This window comes from Peribacillus sp. B-H-3 (assembly GCF_048572925.1).
Classification (GTDB): Bacteria; Bacillota; Bacilli; order Bacillales; family DSM-1321; genus Peribacillus.
The window spans coordinates 4470926-4488862 of the sequence record NZ_CP183879.1; the positions used below are offsets into that span (position 1 = coordinate 4470926).

At 43.3% G+C, this 17937-nt stretch carries 19 protein-coding genes; 6 read left to right on the forward strand and 13 right to left on the reverse strand.

Annotated elements, in window-relative coordinates; translation table 11 throughout:
- Positions 1-26 precede the first annotated feature (26 nt).
- From thrB to yutH, 6 genes are all read right to left on the reverse strand, one after another.
- On the reverse strand, positions 27-959 hold the full coding sequence (thrB, locus tag ACN6MY_RS22330) for a homoserine kinase (RefSeq protein ID WP_419882106.1): 933 nt from the start codon (positions 957-959) through the stop codon (positions 27-29).
- The gene (gene thrC, locus ACN6MY_RS22335) at positions 956-2017 is read right to left on the reverse strand and encodes a threonine synthase (RefSeq protein ID WP_419882107.1); all 1062 of its coding nucleotides are present in this window, start codon (positions 2015-2017) and stop codon (positions 956-958) included. The genes thrB and thrC overlap by 4 nt, the downstream gene beginning before the upstream one ends.
- Positions 2014-3315 carry a homoserine dehydrogenase gene (locus ACN6MY_RS22340; RefSeq protein ID WP_419884255.1) on the reverse strand — a complete coding sequence of 434 codons (1302 nt, stop codon included), beginning with the start codon at positions 3313-3315 and terminating at the stop codon, positions 2014-2016. Before ACN6MY_RS22340 ends, thrC begins: the two co-directional genes overlap by 4 nt.
- 545 nt (positions 3316-3860) lie before the next feature.
- Positions 3861-4775 carry a L,D-transpeptidase family protein gene (locus ACN6MY_RS22345; protein WP_419882108.1) on the reverse strand — a complete coding sequence of 305 codons (915 nt, stop codon included), beginning with the start codon at positions 4773-4775 and terminating at the stop codon, positions 3861-3863.
- A 41-nt stretch (positions 4776-4816) separates the two neighbouring features.
- Positions 4817-5800 (reverse strand): 2-hydroxyacid dehydrogenase, encoded by a 984-nt coding sequence (locus ACN6MY_RS22350; RefSeq protein ID WP_419882109.1) that lies wholly within the window; start codon positions 5798-5800, stop codon positions 4817-4819.
- An 87-nt stretch (positions 5801-5887) separates the two neighbouring features.
- Positions 5888-6889 carry a spore coat putative kinase YutH gene (yutH, locus tag ACN6MY_RS22355; protein WP_419882110.1) on the reverse strand — a complete coding sequence of 334 codons (1002 nt, stop codon included), beginning with the start codon at positions 6887-6889 and terminating at the stop codon, positions 5888-5890.
- Between the two features lie 175 nt (positions 6890-7064).
- On the opposite strand from yutH, the gene ACN6MY_RS22360 reads away from it, so the two are divergent.
- A complete protein-coding gene (locus tag ACN6MY_RS22360) occupies positions 7065-7562 on the forward strand; it encodes a phosphatidylglycerophosphatase A (protein ID WP_071351877.1) in 498 nt (165 codons plus the stop codon).
- Between the two features lie 270 nt (positions 7563-7832).
- Here the strand turns inward: ACN6MY_RS22360 and ACN6MY_RS22365 are convergent, their stop codons facing one another.
- The 3 genes from ACN6MY_RS22365 to ACN6MY_RS22375 form a co-directional block, all read right to left on the reverse strand.
- Positions 7833-8603 (reverse strand): TIGR01457 family HAD-type hydrolase, encoded by a 771-nt coding sequence (locus tag ACN6MY_RS22365; RefSeq protein ID WP_419882111.1) that lies wholly within the window; start codon positions 8601-8603, stop codon positions 7833-7835.
- A 183-nt stretch (positions 8604-8786) separates the two neighbouring features.
- Complete coding sequence (locus ACN6MY_RS22370) at positions 8787-9224, reverse strand: DUF86 domain-containing protein (protein WP_419882112.1); 438 nt, start codon at positions 9222-9224, stop codon at positions 8787-8789.
- Between the two features lie 19 nt (positions 9225-9243).
- Positions 9244-10548, reverse strand: coding sequence for an EAL domain-containing protein (locus ACN6MY_RS22375; protein ID WP_419882113.1), 1305 nt, complete (start codon positions 10546-10548; stop codon positions 9244-9246).
- A gap of 213 nt (positions 10549-10761) precedes the next feature.
- Here ACN6MY_RS22375 and ACN6MY_RS22380 point away from each other — a divergent pair, with 213 nt between their 5' ends.
- Complete coding sequence (locus tag ACN6MY_RS22380) at positions 10762-11028, forward strand: DUF3055 domain-containing protein (protein WP_419882114.1); 267 nt, start codon at positions 10762-10764, stop codon at positions 11026-11028.
- Positions 11029-11102: 74 nt separating this feature from the next.
- Positions 11103-11375, forward strand: coding sequence for a cytosolic protein (locus ACN6MY_RS22385; RefSeq protein WP_071351882.1), 273 nt, complete (start codon positions 11103-11105; stop codon positions 11373-11375).
- Positions 11376-11999: 624 nt separating this feature from the next.
- On the opposite strand, the gene ACN6MY_RS22390 is transcribed toward ACN6MY_RS22385, so the two are convergent.
- Positions 12000-12275, reverse strand: coding sequence for a YutD family protein (locus ACN6MY_RS22390; protein ID WP_090988870.1), 276 nt, complete (start codon positions 12273-12275; stop codon positions 12000-12002).
- A gap of 114 nt (positions 12276-12389) precedes the next feature.
- On the opposite strand from ACN6MY_RS22390, the gene ACN6MY_RS22395 reads away from it, so the two are divergent.
- Positions 12390-13088 (forward strand): YhcN/YlaJ family sporulation lipoprotein, encoded by a 699-nt coding sequence (locus tag ACN6MY_RS22395; RefSeq protein ID WP_419882115.1) that lies wholly within the window; start codon positions 12390-12392, stop codon positions 13086-13088.
- Positions 13089-13185: 97 nt separating this feature from the next.
- Here ACN6MY_RS22395 and lipA read toward each other — a convergent pair whose 3' ends face one another.
- Positions 13186-14103, reverse strand: a complete 918-nt coding sequence (gene lipA, locus ACN6MY_RS22400) for a lipoyl synthase (protein ID WP_419882116.1) — start codon at positions 14101-14103, stop codon at positions 13186-13188.
- 238 nt (positions 14104-14341) lie between these two features.
- Between lipA and ACN6MY_RS22405 the strand changes: the two genes are divergently transcribed.
- Together ACN6MY_RS22405 and yunB are read left to right on the forward strand one after the other, a co-directional pair.
- Positions 14342-15292: a M23 family metallopeptidase gene (locus tag ACN6MY_RS22405; RefSeq protein ID WP_419884256.1), complete on the forward strand. Its 951-nt coding sequence runs from the start codon at positions 14342-14344 to the stop codon at positions 15290-15292.
- A 109-nt stretch (positions 15293-15401) separates the two neighbouring features.
- Complete coding sequence (gene yunB / locus ACN6MY_RS22410) at positions 15402-16139, forward strand: sporulation protein YunB (protein WP_419882117.1); 738 nt, start codon at positions 15402-15404, stop codon at positions 16137-16139.
- A 40-nt stretch (positions 16140-16179) separates the two neighbouring features.
- Here yunB and ACN6MY_RS22415 read toward each other — a convergent pair whose 3' ends face one another.
- Both ACN6MY_RS22415 and ACN6MY_RS22420 read right to left on the reverse strand, forming a co-directional pair.
- Positions 16180-17265 carry an HD-GYP domain-containing protein gene (locus ACN6MY_RS22415; protein WP_419882118.1) on the reverse strand — a complete coding sequence of 362 codons (1086 nt, stop codon included), beginning with the start codon at positions 17263-17265 and terminating at the stop codon, positions 16180-16182.
- 315 nt (positions 17266-17580) lie between these two features.
- Positions 17581-17889, reverse strand: coding sequence for a YunC family protein (locus ACN6MY_RS22420; RefSeq protein ID WP_419882119.1), 309 nt, complete (start codon positions 17887-17889; stop codon positions 17581-17583).
- Positions 17890-17937: the final 48 nt, after the last annotated feature.

The following is a 17937-nucleotide window of genomic DNA, read 5'->3' on the forward strand; positions in this document are numbered from 1 at the left end:
CGGGTTACCTGTATTCCCCAATAATTTTATGCGTGATACATCTGGCCTTTTCCTTCCGTTAAAATGGACGTTTGGCTGCCTTCATTTACGATTTCAATTATCTTGATGAAAAAATCGGGGAATTCCTTAATCAGAATCTCTTGGATGCTTTTAGCCTGCTCATCCTGTACCAGGCAAAGTACAGTTGGTCCTGCGCCGCTTAAAGCCGTACCTATGGCTCCCGCTTTGGCAGCCTCCTTTTCTATCAGTTCCATATGCGGTACAAGATGTGAGCGGCAGGGCTGATGAAATCTGTCTCTCTTCATCATGGCCCCGGCGACTTCCCACTTCTTCGCCAAGATGGCCCCCAATAGCACATTTGCCGCTGCACTTGCACTGACGGCATCCTTGAATGACAAGGTATTCGGCAAAACATTTCTGGAGTCTTCTGTTAATAATTCATAATCAGGAATAACAGCAACCACCTTGATTCCTACCACCGGAAACGAAATGATATCGGTCCGCTCCTCCGTATGCCACCCTGCCACAAGCCCGCCATATACAGAGGCTCCCGCGTTATCAGGATGGCCTTCCAGTATAGAGGCATGCCTGTTTTTTTCGTGCAGGGGCAACTCCAGGCCGCAAACAATATTAGCCAATTCTATTCCTGCTACAATAGCTGACGCACTGCTGCCAAGCCCCCTTGCAAGAGGAATTTCGCTTTGAATAAACAGCTTGCAGGGAGGAAGCTCTCTTCCGTAATGCCGGGCTGTTTTTATGGCAACAGAAACTATATAATTACTTTCATCCGCAGGAAAAACAGATAATTCCTCATTCATCGGAATGACTTCCCACTTATCCGACAGGCAGCCCTTTATTTCCAGATATAATCCCAATGCAAGTCCGATTGAATCAAAGCCCGGCCCAAGATTGGCTGTGCTTGCCGGGACACGGATCAAAAACATCTCTCCTTCTTTCATAGAACAGGAGATCCTTGCAGATGTCTTAGAATGACTTCTTCATCCATCGGGAGCACAGCAGGCTTAATATCACTTGTTTCCACAGCTACATTGGGATCCTTCAATCCATTCCCCGTGAGTACAGCCACAATTTTGCTACCTTTTTGAATCTCGCCGCTTTTCAGTCCCTTGAAAATGCCGGCAATGGATGCGCATGATGCAGGCTCTGCGAATATGCCCTCTTTTCTGGCCAGAAAATGATAAGCCTCCAAAATTTCTTCATCAGACACCTCATCAATCTTGCCATTAGATTCATCTGCAGCCTCAACCGCGCTGTTCCAGCTTGCAGGGTTGCCAATGCGGATTGCCGTCGCAATGGTTTCCGGACTTTCAAAGACCCGGTTATGAACGATAGCAGCTGCACCTTCTGCTTCAAAGCCCCTGATTACTGGAAGCCCTGTCGCATTCCGTTCATGGTATTCTTTAAATCCCTTCCAGTAAGCCGTAATATTGCCCGCATTCCCGACTGGAAGAGCGAGGATTTCCGGCGCGCTTCCCAAAGCGTCGCAGATTTCAAAAGCAGCGGTTTTTTGTCCTTCAATCCGGTAAGGATTAACAGAATTGACTAAAGTAACTGGAGCTGTCTCACTAATATTCCGTACAATTTTCAGCGCCTGATCGAAGTTCCCCTTTATTGAAATGATTTCAGCGCCATACATAACAGCCTGGGCCAGCTTTCCCATCGCAATTTTCCCTTCAGGGATGACCACAATGCACCTCAAATTCGCTCTTGCCGCATAAGCTGCTGCCGCTGCAGAAGTATTGCCTGTTGAAGCACATATGATTGCATCACTTCCTGCCTCTGCTGCTTTTGCAACGGCCATGACCATGCCCCTGTCTTTAAATGAACCCGTAGGATTTGCACCTTCATACTTCACATACAGCTCAATATCCCATTCCTCTGAAATCCTGCTGCATTTTATCAAGGGGGTATTGCCCTCATGAAGAGATAGCTCCGGCGTATTTTCAGTAAGAGGCAAATAATCCCCATATTCTTTTAAAAGGCCCCTCCAGCTCATAAGATGTTCTCCCCCTCAACACGATATGTACTTTCAATTCCTTTTACCATTTCATAGCTCTCCAGCTTTTGGAGAATGCACTCGTAATCTCTCAAGGAAGCGGTATGCGTGACAAGTACGATTTCTGAGTAATCTTTGTCTTTTAAAGGCAATTGAAGGATTTTATCAAACCCGACACCATGTTCGGCAAATAATAGCGTAATGTTGGCAAGCACCCCTACTTCATCTTTTACATGAATCCGGATAAAGTACTTTGCGAAAATTTCAGCTGGTTTTTTCAGTAATTTGGAAAACTGCGGGGACACAGCACTCTTTCCATTGACTCCCAATCTTAAATTCTTAAGCACAGCCACAAGGTCGGACACAATGGCAGTCGCCGTCGGCAGGCTTCCTGCACCTGGTCCGTAAAACATCGTTTCGCCCACCGCTTCTCCATAAACATAAACCGCGTTATATTCATTATTCACTCCTGCTAGAGGGTGGCCCTCCGGAAGCAGGGCTGGCTGGACGCTTACCTCTACTTTATCTCCATCCCTCGAAGCAAGCCCGATCAGCTTCATGGTATAGCCAAGTTTTTTGCTGTATTTCAGATCCTCTTCAGATATTTCAGTGATTCCACGAACCTTAACATCAGCCAAATCAATATTCATTGAAAATCCCAGTGTGGCTAATATCGCCATTTTTCTTGCTGCATCCAATCCGCTGACATCTGAGGAAGGATCTGCTTCAGCGAATCCAAGCTCCTGCGCTTCCCTTAATACTTCTTCATATGCGCTGCCGTTTTTACTCATCTTTGTGAGGATGAAATTTGTCGTTCCATTGACGATCCCCATAAGCTTGGTAATGCGGTCTGACGATAAACCGTCGACTAATCCCCTTAGAATTGGAATTCCGCCGGCAACACTCGCCTCATAAAATAAGTCACAATTATTGCGGGATGCAGCAGCCAATAGCTCTGGGCCATGTAAGGCCATTAAATCTTTATTGGCTGTAACAATATGTTTGTTATTGGCTAATGCTTTCAATAAATATTCTCTTGTTAACTCTATTCCGCCCATCACTTCAATGACTGCATCTATTTCCGGATCCTCAAGTATCTCTGAGGGATTCAGCGTAAGCAGATTTTCATCAATGGAAACACGCCTCTCTTTTTCTATATCCTTTACAAGTACCTTTTTGATTAAAATTGGACAGCCAATCTGGTGCATAAGCTTGTCTTGGTGATTTTCAATAATTTTCACGACTCCAGAACCTACTGTTCCAAGTCCCAATAACCCAATCGAAATGGCCTTCACGATGGCTCCCCCTCTTCAATGTACTCTATATAAACACAAACGTTCTTTGCTTGTAGACATTATAAAAGTTTCTCTAACTATTTACAATAGTCTGAAATCTATTTGCAGATTGATGTAATCGCTTTACACACAGGGAGAGTAAGACTCATTTATTTTCAAAAAAATATCTTTATTTGATTTTGCCTCTTGTTTTGTGAATCAGGCAGTACCCATCATGCGAAACAGGCAAGGATCAACGCTGGAATCCCTCACTTTTGCTGGTTAGCTTGCTTTAACTAAAAAAATAGGCTGTTTTCGTAAACTTTGTTGCTATGAAACAAGGTGGTTGATTTCCGCTCCAGGATGCTCGCTTTCCGCGGGCAGGCGGTGAGCCTCCTCGGCTGCGCCTGCGGGGTCTCACCTGATCTGCTAACCCCGCAGGAGTCTCGCACCTTACGCTTCAATCAACCTGACTTAACAATGGGATCGCCTCACAAAACAAATATTAAAAAAATAATCTTTAAGAAAAGAGCAAAAAAATAAAAGAAACCAGCTGTGAAGGCTGGCTTTTATAATTTTTCGAGATAATCAGTAGTGCCTAAGAATATCCTGGGATTTTGTTTTGGTTCCAGCCAGTTTAAGATGCTGCGGACATTGTTTTCAGCTGTTGCTGTACATCCGGCCGTCCTGCTGTTCTCCCCTTTCCATACATGCAGAAATACCGCACTTCCCTTGCCCTTGATTATTGGATTTGTATTATAGTTAATGCTTATCCCATATTTATAGAGCGGATGATTCATCCTTTCAAATGAATGCCATCTCTTCTGGGGATTTCCCTTGTAATGGATCCACTTATTATAGTCCTTGGAAGATGTATCATCTATCCAATAATCATTTGCCCCCGTTTTTTTATAGGGCCATGTGACCCCTGCAGGCTTTGCTGAACTGCCAAATGCTGTGCCAAAGGAAAAAGTGCCCATAGGGGTTTTTCCGTCTCCTTCTTTTTTGCTGCCGGCAAATCCATTATAGCCGATGACACCTTTCATTACCTTCAAGCTTCTTCGCCAGGATCCATAAACCTTTTCATATGCTTCCATGTTTACTTTTACAGAGGCAGCCTTTGATCCTGTGACGGCAAGAATTTGATGGACTTCCTTTTTCCTCCCGATTTTTGAGAACAGTTTAAGCTGTTTTGAATTGAATACTTCTGATGTACCCGCTGCTTCTGTATAACCCGTTTTTCCGCTGATGCACACTGTATACCAGTTATTGTTCCGGCTGACAGCAGAAATCTTTTGTTTTCCTGAAAGCATCTTCAATGTCTTCGAGCGATTTTCCCGTGCAGCCTTAATAGTATGCTTAGCTGGAACAACAATTTGAAAACTCGTTTTTGCGCAGCTTGGCTGTTCTTGGGCACTGCTATCCGGTGCAGCAAAAAGAGAGAATAGTAGAGAAGTGATTAGTAAAACAGTCAATGATTTCATTTTTTTGGCGCCTCCTCTAAGCTGTATGTGCCATATGGTCTTCATTGGCTCTTCCATTCCTTATTTACAAGGGTTATAGGTCTTTCACCACGCAGGACCCTTTCAATATTTCCGCAGCAAAGGTTCATCATCTTTGTTCTAGTTTCCCTGCTTGCGCTCCCGATATGCGGCAGTGCCACTACATTAGGAAGGGAAAGAAGCGGATGTGATTTCTGTATAGGCTCTTTTTGAAAGACATCGAGTCCGGCACCTGCAATTTCTCCTTGTACCAGGGCGTTATATAAATCCTCTTCATTTGTTGTCGCCCCTCTTGAAACATTAATGAAGATGGCTGTATTTTTCATTTTCTTAAAAGCTTCAGCATTGAACATTCCTTGTGTTTCGTTTGTTAAAGGAGCGAGGCATACAACAAAGTCCGATGAAGAAATAAGTTCATCAAAGCTGCAATAAACAGCACCGAGCTCATATTCCGACGCAGGCTTGCGTTTACGGTTATGATAGAGAATTTTCATATCAAAACCTGATGCCCTTCTTGCCACCGCTTCTCCGATTTTCCCCATTCCCACTAGGCCGATTGTTTTATGATGAATATCCGTTCCGGCCAGTAAAAAGGGACTCCAGCTTTTCCAATTTCCTTCTTTTACCATTTTAAAAGCTTCTGTGATTCTCCGGGCAGAAGCCAGCAGCAATCCAAAAGTTAGGTCCGCTGTTGTGTCTGTTAAAACATCAGGTGTATGGCAAACTGCAATTCCCTTTTCATCCGCAGCCGCAATATCGATGTTGTCATAGCCAACAGCAAGGTTTGCAATAACTGAAAGATGTTCTGCCTGATTGATCATCTCCCCGTCCACACGGTCAGAGAGCATGGTGAGAAGCGCATCAGCTTTCTTTGCTTCTTCCTGCAATATGTTTCTAGGAACTGGAATATCTTCACTTTCCCATACCTTCACAGTAAAGTTTACCTTAAGGCGTTCAATGGCTGCTGGAGCTATTTGCCTTGTAATGAATACATAGGGCTTGTCCATTTTATACTCCTTCCCATGTCATGATGGCATGTATGACCTAATCATAACATAGGAATATCCAATATTACCCTGAGACCATTTTCCCTTTTAAAGCCAGCCTAATTCAGGAAGTTTATAATGCCTGGCCGGTATGTGTGCCAGCTCATAAAAACCTGCCAGGAACTCTTCATAATAGCCGGATGATTCTGCATAGAATTGAAGCTTTTCTTCCAGAACAATCGACCGCGATTCAGATGGCTTCGAATAATATTCCTCGATTGTTTCGTAATAATGCAGCGGAAAGATAAGCCTGGCATACAATAGCCTTGATGAAAAGCCGGATAGCCGCTGCACACTCTGATAATCCTGCATGAACTGGGAAATGCCGGGCTGATGTGTATGAACATTGCCATTATAATGCTCTCGGATCCATTCCCCTGCATCACGGCTTGCATGGTCGAATATCCAGTCAAACGGATTTTTTATACAATACTTCCCGCTCCAGGTCCCTTCCGAAAATCGTTCATAGCACACTGTGCCTCCATCAGATTCTTCCGGATTTCCGTCAATTTCCGTATCCACAAGATATTGAATGGCCGTTTCTCCCAGTGACATGTAGTAAGGAAAGGTCTCGATAAACAGCTGTTCAAATTTATTATTAGGATGTGCCATCAATTTTTCATTCCACATTCTCTCCAGCTGATCAATGCGCTGCTCCCAAAGCTGCCTCCAATTTCCTATTCTCGAGCATTTTTTTATAGGATAGCTGATGGTCCTGGCCCTGTGATGGAACTTGGCAAGCTTTCTTCCAAGCTTATAGCTTCTCGGCTCATCCAGTACAGGATTAGCCAGGAGAACAAACATGGCACCGTCCGCATCTGATATATAGCTGCCATGATTTGAAGCGACAAAGCCCGAAACATATCTGTCTCCTTGCTGAAGCAGGTGCTCAGACATTTTTTGCCTTTCCTCCAGCTCCTCTGGTTCCAATTCTTCAAGAGGAATAATACTATATATCACATTACCGGAATAAAAAGAGGGAAATCTGCTGCCCGCTTCTTCTTTTTCAACCGTAATATTGTAATTACTGTAGATTACATCTTCAATCACGCAATCATCGCCGCCTTTATGTAAAAGTGTAAACAGGTCAATAATGGACATTCTAATTTATATATATGAGCATTTTGCTGTTTTCTGCATACTTCTTGCAGAATGTTCGAAAACCCTTCATTGATTCTTAAAAGGATCGGTGGCTAATAATTACAAGGAAACCGGAGGCAGAGGCATGGATGATAAAATAAATAATCTCTCTGAGCAGACAGCAAGAAGATGGCTTGATGAGAGGGGCGTAAAGATTAAGGATATTGCAGAGCTGGTGATGTTCCTGCAGTCGAATTATCATGAAAATCTGCAAATAGAAGAATGTATTGAAAATGTTGAAAGAGTCCTTTCCAAGCGCGAAGTGCAAAATGCAATACTTACAGGAATCCAGCTGGATGTCCTCGCCGAGAAAAACCTGCTCGAAGACCCGCTGCAATCAATAATCCGAACAGATGAAAGCCTGTACGGAGTCGATGAAATTCTGGCTTTCTCCATTGTAAATGTATATGGCTCAATAGGATTCACCAATTACGGCTACATCGACAAACTGAAACCCGGCATTCTAAAATACCTAAATGATAAAAGCACAGGAATGGTCCATACCTATCTAGACGATATCGTGGGAGCCATAGCAGCAGCAGCCTCAAGCAGACTCGCACACCGTGTAAGAAATGAAATCTAACCAAATGCGCAAGCGCCTTGGTCAGCCTCGAACAGCATAAGACGCATAAGAATAGAAGGCGCTTTTTGCCTTCAATTCTTATGTGGCTTATGACCTCGAGAGGCTAGGCGCTGAAGCTGGATGAAACCAAATGTGCAAGCGCCTGTCAGCCTCAAATAGCATAAGACAGTTATGAATGAAGCTGTTCTTTGCTGCAGAGTCTTATAAACAGGTAAACAATAAAACAGGCCTGACTAGCCCAAAAGGAATGGTCAGACCTGTTTTTGTTTTTCAATCTTCAAATTTCCATAAATCAAGGGAATCGATGGCATGTGTAGGCATTTCATTGTAGCCCCCCAGCAATTCTCTGGTGGTTACGCCAGTATGCACAAGCAATGTATCCATTCCCGCATTGATGCCTGCAAGAATGTCTGTATCATAATTGTCCCCGACCATAATTGTATCCTCCTTAGGGATGCCAAGGACTTTAAGGGCCTGCTCCACGATGATGGATTCAGGCTTGCCGATGAAAATTGGCTGAACGCCTGTAGAAACAGTTATGACAGCTGTAATCGATCCATTTCCAGGTAATAATCCTCTTTCCGTAGGGAGGGCTATGTCGCCATTTGTTGAAATAAAGGTTGCTCCCTTTCGGACAGCCAAGCAAGCTTTAGCAAGCTTTTCATAGTTGATGTCCCTGTCGATGCCGACTACTACAAAATCCGGATTTTCATCTTCAAAGGTCATGCCTTTTTCTTTGAGCGCCTCCTTTATGCCTTCCTCACCAATCACATAGACGGATGCATTTTTCTTTTTCTCCTCTATGTAATTCGCTGTGGCCATGCTTGTTGTGAAAACCTGATCATCTTCCGTCGGAATGCTGAAGACCCGTAGCTTTCCTGCCACCTGTTCAGGGGTTCTAGAGGAATTGTTGGTTACAAACAAATATGGAATGCCTCTTTTTATCAGCTCATTGATAAAGTCTCCGGCTTCTTCTATTTTTTCACTGCCTCTGTACATCGTTCCGTCTAAATCAATTAAATAGCCTTTATACTGTTTCAATGATGTCCTCCTTCTGGTTTGCTGCAGCAAACAAGCCTTTTTATATAGTGCCTCTTCTTCTGCTGACAAATCCAAGCATTCTATTTTTACACGAAACACTCTGATAAAACAAGAAAAGGGCAGGCATAATGTTAAATTACAGCCTCAGCAGCCAGTAATTATATGCCTGTCCCTCATAAAAATTTAATTCTTAAAAGCCGAAACCGGCCCAAGTTCATTTCCCAGATATTCTCTTACAGCGTTCGGGTATTGTTTAAACGCTTCCAAGTTGCGCGTGAATCCGTCAGCTATTTCATTATGGGAAGTGCTCAGGTAATCCTGGATCAGCATTTTGCGAAGCGGCAGCATTTCTTTAAATTGAATAGCTGTGCCTTCCGTAATTACTTTTTCATCCTGCAGAATATCGAGAATGTCCTCATAGCTGCCGGGATCTCTCATGATAAAGCCATCAATCAGGGCATTTCCTGTATCCAGTACCGAGTCAATCGATACCTGTACAATCCTCTGCAATGCCAATTCGGCACGAGTCCCCTCCCAAACCGGATCACTTTCAAAGCTTTTAATCTGCTGTTCAAGAAACACTAAGATTTGTTCAATTTTCTGTCTGTCTACAAAGTACATCTTCCCAGATCCTTTCTGCCTAAGATGACATAGGGATTTTTTCCATTATGGCAGGTTTTGCATAGAAATATCCCTGTGCCAGGTCAACCTTATTCCTTGATAATACCATAGCTTCGGCGGCACTCTCAATTCCTTCAGCGACAACAAGGGATCCGGCTTCCTTCGCAATGAGCAGGAGTCCTTTCAAAATAGACTCTTTAATTGTGCTGCTGTCTATATCCTGGATGACCGAACGATCAATTTTAATGATGTCAGGTATAACCTCGCTTATCGTATGAAGACTCGCATATCCAGCACCAGTGTCATCTACGGCAACCCTGAAGCCAAGTGAGCGGAGCAGCTTAATATTCTTAGCAAAGTGGGCTAAATCATCAATTGAATCCCGTTCGGTAATTTCAATGACAATCCTTTCAGAATGAACATCCTGATATTTACCCAGCATTTTTTTCATATCGGAGACAAAGTTTTCATTTCCAATGGTCACGGGAGTAAAGTTAATGAATACCTGCTGCCCGGATTGATTTTCAGTAATCTGGTGAAGTGTTTTTTCAAGTACAATCATCTCAAGATCATACAAATGATTGGTTTGCCTTGCAACAGAAAATAGGGATAACGGGCTTTCCAGCTCTGTCCCGACAGGACCCCTTGTCAATACTTCATACGCTCTTATTTCACTTGTGGCCACATCAAAAATCGGCTGAGCCATGAGCCGGATGTTTTTATGTATAATAATTCTGTTCATTTGCTGGACTAATTGATTAAACTCCGTCTCAACTTTGCGGTCCGCCATGCTAATCGCCTGCTGCTCCGCTTTTCTAATTGCCTCTTCTGCGGAATAATGCTGCTTTTCAACAAACATATATCCTGTATTAAATTCCGCATCCACATCTGGCAAAGTGTCTTTTATCCGCTGTTCAGCTTCTCTTAAAACTGTATATGTAATGGCATCTATCTCGAGGAGACTTTGCTTTTCCCCTCCAGTCCGTAGCATAAGTGTGATTCCATCTGTATTATAATCATGGAGCACCAAAATCTCTTCTTCCGGAACAAGGTCCATAATAACTTCTTGAAAGGTTTTATTCAGGCAGCCTCTATATGTATGATAGCGCTCATAACCGATGCTTTCGGTTAATTGCTGCAGATTCTTAATGTTAAACACGATGACCGCAACTTCAAATCCCGATTCCAAAGCATTCCGGACACCGCTGACAACGGGATTTCTCAAAATAAACTGCGGGGGATAAAAGCGGATTTTTGAATGGGAGGAGAAAATTTTCATCCATTCAGCTAGTCGTTTCTTCCCTGTTCCGTATGGCTGTCTCATAGTATACATCCCTTCTGGGTGGACAATATTACCTATATATTATCATAATAATTAAAAAAAAGCGGATTTTTGTTAACTTTTATGAAATGCCCGCACATTTGTCCTGTGACTTTAGATATATTCCGCAAGATTTTGCAGTCAAAATCCGACATCCATTCCCTGTTTTCTTTTGTTATGATGGATATAATCATGCAGGAGAGGGAGAGATATCCAATGACTGAGCGATTTTTTTTATACAACGATTACCTGGATACGAAAACCAGGTTTGTGAGTTTTATGGGAGACCAGTCCAGGATGGATTTGGCCATTGTTGTGACCGACCGGTTTTATGGAAAAAAACTCGTACTGGACATGCAAAGCAGCCGCTTTGCCATCATAGGCCACGATGACTTAGAAGAAGAAGGATATTTGGAACACATTTTCCGCTTATCGGACGAAGAAGCAGAAGAGCTGCGGAATTTTTTATACGAGGTCATTTAGCGGTCTCCCCTCATGATTGTGCACCCTTTGGATACCCTATGAAGAGTGCTTACCGATCATTACGAGGTGATAATATGGATAAGAAAGAAAAATACTTTGATTTCTCAAACGTTGAAAAACAAAGAAACTTCATCATTCCTGAAGACTTGCCAGAAGGACCCTACGGTGCACCCCGGGGTAAAGACACCCCTGTTGAAAACAAAAGCACACCATGGGAAGAAGGCCAGCGCTACCAAAGCGCATTTAACTATGAAAACAAGTCCCTTCACGAAGGCATACCGCGCCAAATGGATGGCGCCCACCCAACACACGACGACCCAAAAACAAACCAGCAAAAACCATACTAAGGATGCGGAAGCGGACGTTTAGACCCGTCAAGCATAAGACGAAGCTATTTGGAAGGCGGTTTTCCCTTCCTAATAGCTTTGGCTTATGACCTCGAGGGGCTGGCCGCTGCAGCTGGACTATTAAGGATGCGGAAGCACCTGTCCTGCTTGCGAAGGAAATAGGGCTTTGATCCTGAAGCCGCTTTTTGGCTTCTGGAGCAAAGCATCTTTTCCACAGCAAGCAAGGCGCTGCAGCTGGACTATTAAGGATGCGGAAGCGGACGTTTAGACCCGTCAAGCATAAGACGAAGCTATTTGGAAGGCGGTTTTCCCTTCCTAATAGCTTTGGCTTATGACCTCGAGGGGCTGGCCGCTGCAGCTGGACTATTAAGGATGCGGAAGCGGACGTTCAGACCCGTCAAGCATAAGACGAAGCTATTTGGAAGGCGGTTTTCCCTTCCTAATAGCTTTGGCTTATGACCTCGAGGGGCTGGCCGCTGCAGCTGGACTACTAAGGATGCGGAAGCGGACGTTCTGCCCTAAGTTCACCATATCCTGCACCAATGTCTTTGTGATCACCCGCACCCATATATTTGAGAAAACCAAAAAACGACGGGCCGGAATCTTGATTCCAGCCCATCGTTTTTATTTTTTTATTTTCTTTGCCACAAAGTATGGGCAGCCAAAATTACAGTATTCATAAAGATACTCGGTTAGAGTGCTTATTTTTGTATCGAAGGTGGCTTTTTGATTTTGGTCATCAAAGAAGCCCCGCAGTCTTAGCTGGCCATAGCCCCAGTCACCGACAATATAATCATACTTGGTCAATATTTCACTGTAGCGGGCTTTGAAAGCTTCTTCATTGTAGCCTTCACTGCGCTCTTCCACTATTTCATATGTCAGGTTATTGATGCTAATCATGTGATCACCTCTCCCTTGCATGCTACTTCCTTAAATTATAACTTATTCCCCATGAATTACTAAGCGAAATTTAGAGAAAAGTGTTCATCCTATCTGATAGGGGGTGTTTTACCGTTGAAAAAGACTATTATATCTTTAGGCTTGGGTTCTATGCTGGCCCTGGCTGCATGCAGCAATAATCATGATCAGGGTGAAGGGCGCCGGATGAGCAATAGCCCTAATGACAACAGGAACACTGTCCATCCTGATCAAGTAAGCTCACCAGTAAAATATTATGATGAAGATCAGCGCCAGAAGAAAAGCAGCTCCCACGATTTTGGTTTTGTAAGGATGAACACTGCTGAAATAAACGGCAAGAATACCGCACATCAAACCCCATCCATTGATAGGGAACAGCTCGCGCATATGATATCACGATTATGTGCCCAAATGCCGGATGTAAGCAATGTTGCCACACTTGTGACTGATGAAGAAGCTTTGGTTGTATACAGAACACATTCTAAAAATCGATTCGAAACAGCTGATCAGGTAAAGAAAACGGCAAGTTCTGTTGTCCCCCGTTATTTTCATATTTATGTAAGCGACAACCATGCTTTGGCAAATGATATCGAAAGCTACGCCAATCTCCATACCACAAGCAAAAATATCGATTATGCCATTGATAAAACCATCCAGCAAATGCTGAAATCCCCTCAGGGGAGAAAGCTAAGTGATGGAGAAGATGCAAATGGCCGCATGTTGAACGAAAGTAATTCACTGCTAAACAAAAACAGCGAAAAATCCAGCAGCCCCTCCAATCAGTCCATGAAATGATTGGGAACAGGATCTAAGAAGTCCGGTAAAGGCTGGAGCAGCGAGCAGTCAAACCGCATAAAAAAAAGTGCCGAAAGCCGGCACTTTTTCTCCGTGTTTATTTCGCTTCAAGCACTTCTTCACCTTTTAAATGCATTTGCTTTGCAGCTGCATTCACCTGCTCATCCGCATGATAAGATGAACGGACCATCGGGCCAGCCTCACAATGGCTGAATCCTTTTTTAAGAGCAATTTCCTTCAATTCCGCAAATTCTTCAGGCGTATAATATTTCAGAACCTTTAAATGTTTTCTTGATGGCTGCAAATATTGACCAATCGTCATGATATCGACGTTATGTGCCCGCAGATCGTCCATCGTTTCAATAATTTCCTCTTTAGTTTCTCCAAGTCCGACCATAAGGCTTGACTTAGTCGGGATTTCCGGATACAGATCCTTGGCTCTTTGAAGAAGCTCGAGGGAACGGTCATATTTTGCTCTGGCACGGACGCGGTCAGACAAACTGCGAACGGTTTCAATATTGTGGTTCAAAATATCGGGCTTGGCATCCATGAGGGTTTTAATATTTTCGTAAACACCACCCATATCAGAAGGAAGAACTTCAATAGAAGTAAATGGATTTTTCCGTCGTATTGCTCTGACAGTCTCAGCAAATACGGCAGAACCGCCATCCTTTAAATCATCACGGGCAACGGCTGTAATAACGGCATGCTTCAGGTTCATGGCGAATACAGAATCCGCTACGCGTTCCGGCTCAGCAAGATCAAGCTCAGTTGGAAGGCCAGTTTTGACAGCACAAAAACGGCAAGCCCTTGTACAAACATCACCAAGTATCATGAAAGTGGCCGTTCTTCTTACAGCCCAGCACTCATGGATATTGGGACATTTTGCTTCTTCGCATACTGTATGTAAATTCTTTTCGCGCATCATTTTTTTTAGACCGGTATAGTTCTCATTTGTATTTAATTTAATTTTAAGCCATTCCGGTTTCCGGATGTGCTCTTCTTTGGTAGTCATGAAGATCCGCTCCAATCTATTTCTTAGAAAATTTTTGGGAAATCTTTAACTTGTTACCATGCAACTTTATCAAAAATTAATCATTCCGACAAGTTTCAGGGGATATTTCCAATATTTAATTTCAATATTTCAGAAAAACTTCAGCAAACTATAAGTATGAAATCAAGAAGGGAGAACGGGGATGCTTTTTAAAAGGATTTTTATTGGATGCATCATTTTATTCCTGACTTTAACGGGCATGCCCTTGTCCAAAATGGAGCATGCACAGGCATCGCCTGCTGTTTCTGACACAACAAAACGAAGAATGGAATTGTATAAAAATATGGAGGCAGCCCTTCAGATACCTTGGTACTATTTGGCTGCAGCAGATCAATATGAACAAAATCGGAGAAATTCAAGAAGAGATGCTGAACCTGCCAAAGGCTCAATCAGCATAGATATTAATCCTGTACGCTGGAACGGTCCGCTGAATCCTAAGGCTGTGGATGACAATCCGCTCACCATCAATTTCTTTCATGGATTAGGAGCCGATGGAAATGGAGACGGAAAGGCTGATATCCATAGCGATGAGGATATACTATTTGCTTTTTCAAGAGTGCTGCTTTCATACGGAACAGATGATGATAACATACGCATTGCCCTTTGGAATTATTATAAGCGGGATAAAGCAGTCGGGATCATAATGGGAAACGCCAAAATTTTCAAGACCTTCGGAAGGATTGACCTTCAGGAAAAAGTTTTTCCGGTTCCTGTCCGCACCCATTACACCTACCATAGCACCTGGGGTTCTGCCAGGGGATGGGGTGGCCGGCGTATCCATGAAGGAACAGATATTTTTGCCGATTATGGTCTTCCTGTCCGCTCCACCTGCTATGGAATCATTGAAATGAAGGGCTGGAATAAATACGGAGGATGGCGGATCGGCATCAGGGATATCAACAATTCCTACCACTATTTTGCGCATTTAAATGGCTTTGCCAAAGATTTAAAGGCTGGCCAGGTCGTTTCACCGGGCATGCTTCTCGGGGGAGTAGGCAGCACAGGGTATGGCCCTCCAGGCACATCAGGCAAGTTTCCGCCTCACCTTCATTACGGGATGTACAAGGATAACGGTTACCTGGAATGGAGCTTCGATCCTTATCCATATTTAAGAATGTGGGAAAGACGGGATTTGGCAAAGCCGAAATAAATAAAAAAATGAATCAAGGGGCCCTCGTGCCCCTTTTTTATTCTTTTATCAGATACCAGGAAGATTCGCAGGGCGGTGAGCATAGGTATAGTACAAAGGGGGCTGTATCATGTTCCGAAAAAGATTCCGGCCAAAGCCTGGTTTTTCAAAAGGGCCGCTGCCGACCAGATACGTTATTTTAATCACCTTTATCTTTTTTTCCAGTACCAGCCTGGTTTCCCTCTGGATCGTAAATAAGTCCATTGAACCCGTCATCATGGACATAGCAAAAAATGAAATTAAAAGAGTGGCTTCTGAAGTAATCAATGATTCTGTGGATAAAAACATTTTAAAGCAGCTCGATAAAGAAGAAGTTGTTCTTTATGATAAAAATGGAAGCGGGACAATCCGGTTTAATCCGAAGTATTACAGCAGCATCCGTGCCGATACGATAAAAGATATTCAAAAAAAGCTGGGGCTGAATGAAGAAAATCCTTTTACGAAGTCCCAAAATACAAAAGACCAATTTAAATCCATTGTTTATTATATACCTTTGGGAGTGGTGACCGGAAATGCCATTTTGGCAAATCTTGGGCCCAAAGTGCCTGTCAAGATGTCGCTGGTGGGTGATGTCGATTCAACAGAAAGGCTCAAGGTTACAGATACAGGAATAAACAGCAGCTACATAGAACTTTTTATTAATTTTACTGTAAACGTAAAAGTCGTGATTCCCTCTCTTACTGCAGAGACGCAAGTAAAACATGAAGTGAAAATCGGGGACTACCTCTTTCCCGGAAAAGTACCAAACTACTACGGAAATATGCCTGCTCCTGCAATCATCCAGCCAGGGACAGAAGAAAAAAAATAAAAAGCTTAAACCCGGGGTGCTCCCGCGGTTTAAGCTTTTTTTATTCCGGCATGCACTGTACAATCATCAGTGACGTTTCTGTCTGCAAATTTATTTCATATGCGTGATCAAGCTTCCTGCCTTTTTGTTCCAGGATAAAAATCTTAGGCCTTTCGCTCATCCCGCTATTCTGTGCGGAAACTACCCCTTTTCTTCCATCACTTAATTCAACTGTCAGACCTGTAGGGTAAATGGCGACGGCCTTTCTGAATGCCTCAATGACATTCGGGTCAAATTGTGAGCCGGAGCCTGCATATAAAATCTCCAGACCTTCATGCGGAAGCATTGCCTTCCTGTATACCCGGTTTGATGTAACTGCATCAAAAACATCCGCTACCGCAATGATCTTCCCAAATTGATGAATTTCATCACTGACAAGGCCCCGCGGATAGCCTGATCCATCAAGGCGTTCATGATGCTGATAGGCACAATGTGCAACAAGCAGCGGTAGGGTATGAATCCCTCTCAACAGATGAAAACCAAATTCTGAATGCTTTTTTATCATATGGAATTCTTCTTCAGTCAGCCGCCCTTCTTTCATTAACACCTCGGTTGGTACAAGCATTTTTCCGACATCATGCAAAATAGCGCCGAGACCCAGGATCTCGGCTTGTTTTTGGTCCAGCTTTAATTCTATTCCGATTGCCAAGGTATATAGAGTCACATTTAGTGAATGAGTGAAAATATAGTTATCATATGTATAAACGTCAGCTAAAAGCGAGAGCAATTCTTTATTTCCCTTAATTTCGCCTATAATAGACCGTATTAGACCGCTGAATTTCCTGACAGCCTTCTCAACAATAAATGAGGCAGATACGGAATTTTCGTGCTTTATGTCATTAAGTATTTTCTTAATCGTATCAGCAGCTTCTCTTCTTAGCTGTTCAGGGATTGAAGTTCCTGGCTTGATATGCTTTGTTTGTTCATCTTCTATGTAAGCGAAAGGGATATCAAGCTGCACCAAACGGTTTATCAGCTTTTCTGACAGCTCTTTCCCCGCTGCCAGCAGGATATTACCGTTATCGTTATAAATGTTTCTCCCCAGCTTATCCCCAGGCTTAACCGAGTCTATTGTTACCAGCCTCATATTATAGCTCCTGTTCATTCATCATCTATGAGGAAAATTTTAAGGTTTTAATCTCTTAACATAATTCCTCAGCTTTCCTTTTAATGTTAATATCGGCAGATTTGTGAATTATTGAAGTAATAGCTGCTGTAAAAGAACTGCAAGCGCCTGATTAAGGAGTAACGGCCTGAACGCCCAGCCCTCCTATCCATTGCTGACAGACTGTCAAGCGCACACATATATGGCCTTTAAGGCTAAAGCTTAAACTGGAGACACAAAGGAGTTATCCCCCCAAAAAAAGCCTGGTCTCCATGAATGGACCAGGCTGGAATTTCGCTATATATCAAACATTTTCAGTAAAGCAGATCTACCCGACATTCCTGCTGTCACGCCGATTTTTCCCGCTTCTTCAGTGACTGACTCCAAAGGGGCAGATAGGAGTTCATCAATGGTTTTGACCCCTACAGCCCTTGCAGCAATAATTCCCCGGCCCTTAAGTTTTCTATTGAGCAGCTCCACATCAAGTGCACCGCACATAATGTATCCCTTTTCTGCAGTGACCGCAAGCAGAGTGGTCTTTGGCAATTCAACAGTGATGGCGAGGAACGTCTTGCCGTCAATAAGTATTGGTGACATGCTTATCATTTCCATCCACTCCTTTCTTCTATATTTATGAAGAAAGGAAGCAGTATT